The organism is Sandarakinorhabdus sp., assembly GCF_040398645.1.
In the GTDB taxonomy this organism is placed as follows: domain Bacteria; phylum Pseudomonadota; class Alphaproteobacteria; order Sphingomonadales; family Sphingomonadaceae; genus Sandarakinorhabdus.
In genome coordinates this window covers 31827-34026 of record NZ_JBBATR010000016.1, presented here as the reverse complement: position 1 = coordinate 34026, position 2200 = coordinate 31827, and the positions used below count along the sequence as shown (strand labels likewise).

At 66.0% G+C, this 2200-nt stretch carries 3 protein-coding genes and 1 tRNA gene; 2 read left to right on the top strand and 2 right to left on the bottom strand.

Features of this window, described 5'->3' with window-relative positions:
• Positions 1-236, top strand: a 236-nt coding sequence (locus ABWP50_RS05595) for a translocation/assembly module TamB domain-containing protein (protein ID WP_353217003.1), incomplete at its 5' end; no start/stop codon positions are given.
• A gap of 7 nt (positions 237-243) precedes the next feature.
• Here ABWP50_RS05595 and ABWP50_RS05590 read toward each other — a convergent pair.
• Positions 244-1338, bottom strand: coding sequence for a Glu/Leu/Phe/Val dehydrogenase dimerization domain-containing protein (locus tag ABWP50_RS05590; RefSeq protein ID WP_353217002.1), 1095 nt, complete (start codon positions 1336-1338; stop codon positions 244-246).
• Between the two features lie 147 nt (positions 1339-1485).
• Here ABWP50_RS05590 and ABWP50_RS05585 point away from each other — a divergent pair.
• Positions 1486-1562, top strand: a tRNA-His gene (locus ABWP50_RS05585).
• Positions 1563-1590: 28 nt separating this feature from the next.
• On the opposite strand, the gene ABWP50_RS05580 is transcribed toward ABWP50_RS05585, so the two are convergent.
• Entirely contained in the window at positions 1591-2133 is a 543-nt protein-coding gene (locus ABWP50_RS05580) for a superoxide dismutase family protein (RefSeq protein WP_353217023.1), read from the bottom strand.
• Positions 2134-2200 lie beyond the last annotated feature (67 nt).

The window sequence follows — 2200 nt, the reverse complement described above, 5'->3', positions numbered from 1 at the left end:
GGCTGGGCATTGATCGGCTGCGCATCCTGCCCGCCGATCTGGCCATGGGGCGGCGCACGACATTTGCCGCCGGGCAATATCTGGGCCGCAATGTCTATGTCGAATTGGCCACTGATGCCGGCGGCTACACTGCCACCAGCATTGAAATCGGGCTGACACGCTCCTTGTCGGTGCTCAGTTCGGTGGCCACACTGGGCGGCACCAGCGCCGGCGTGCGCTGGAAACGCGATTATTAACGCCCGATCAGCGGCCAATCAGCATTTGGGCCGTGCGGTCCGCCACCACGTCCGTGGCCAGCCCCTGCGCATCCGCATCGGCAAACAACTGGCTCAGCCGCGGCCCGATTGCATCAACCTGCGCATTCACTTCGCCCAGCGCCGCCGGCTTGCCGTGCGTGGCCGCGAGATATTCCGCCACCACCGAAATGATGCCGCCAGCGTTGATCACATAATCGGGCGCATATAATATGCCGCGTGCCGCCAGCCGCGCGCCGTCTGCCGCGGTGGCGAGCTGGTTGTTGGCAGCGCCGGCCACCACCGCGACGTCCAGTGCGGCAATGCTGTGCTCGGTCAGGATCGCGCCCATCCCATTGGGGCTGAACACATCGGCGGCAACGGCCATGATCTCTGCCACCGGCACATGCACCGCGCCCAAGTCAGCCGCCAGCGCCGCCGCGCGCGCCGGGTCAAGATCAGCCAGGGTCAGCCGCGCGCCAGCACCAGCCAAAGCCCGCGCCAGCGCGCCGCCAACACTGCCCACGCCTTGCACGGCGATATGCAATCCGGCCAGATCATCGCGGCCCAGTTTGTGGCGCACCGCAGCTCGCAGGCCGGCCAACACACCGCGCGCTGTGAACGGCCCTGGATTGCCGCCCACGCTGCCCGCCGCCGCCGGCAAGCCCGCAACATGCGCGGTGCGCTGCGCCACCACGACCATATCGGCATCGGTCATGCCGACATCTTCTGCAGTGACATAGCGGCCGCCCAATTGCGCCACCGCGTCACCAAAGGCCTGCAACAGCGCATCGGTCTTTGGTGCGCCTGCAATCACTACCGCCTTGCCGCCGCCCGCCGCCAGGCCGGCCATGGCGTTCTTGTAGCTCATGCCGCGCGACAGGCGCAGAGCGTCGGTTAGGGCCTCCCCCTCGCTGGCATAGGCCCAGCGCCGCACACCGCCGGCTGCCGGCCCAAGATGGGTGGAGTGGATCGCCACCACCGCATGCAGGCCGCTGCGGGCATGGCGCACCAACGCAACCTGTTCGTGGCCATCAAAGCCCGCGGCACTGCTGGCGTCAAAGGCCGCCAAACTCACCAGGTCCAGATCAGCAGCGATAGTCATGCGCACGTCCCGCCGTTAGAATGTTGCCGATCTCTGTAATAAGATTTCAAAGCCGTGCAACTGCTGATGATGTGCTGCCCGCCCGCAAATCCAGCTTGCCAGCCCGCCCGGCCTCGGTTATCTCGCCCTCCCTACCGAAAGGTCATGGCGACTGTAGCTCAGTTGGTTAGAGCGCTGGTTTGTGGTACCAGAGGTCGCGGGTTCAAGACCCGTCAGTCGCCCCATCGGTTGCAGATCGGCCCGCAGTGATCTTCAATTAGCCGCAGGCCGCAACTCGCCGCAGACGATGCGCGCACCGGCATTGCCAGCCGGATCGCTGCGATAATCATCCGGCTTGGCATGCAGCATCAACGCAGCGCCGTCGGCATCCAGCAACCGGCTGTCCCCGTCGGCCAGCCGCAGCCCATCGAGCATGATGTTCACATCGCCAACACCCTTGGCATCGATGCTGATGTTGGGCAGATCGCCGGCGTGGGCGCCCATCGGATTGTCGCGGCCGTGCTGCTTGCCGCCCGGATTGTAATGCGGCCCGGCGCTGGTGAAATCCGGCCCCACGCAGCGGCCAACCGCATGAAGATGCATGGCATAATCCCCGGCAGGCAGGCCCTGCACCCGCACGATCAACTGAACACCGGCCGCCATTTGCAGCAGTTCCGCTTCGCCCAGGCTGTTGCCGTCGGCGGTCAACAGCCTGGTGCCCACCAACAGTGATGGCGGCGCGCCGCCCACGCGGCCCAGCGAAACCGCCTTCGGCCCGCAGGCCCCCAGCAGCGCACACACCGGCAGCAACAACATCAACGATCCGCACATGATCAATCACTCCATCCTGTCGATCCCGTAATGGCCCACCAGCCGGTCCAAC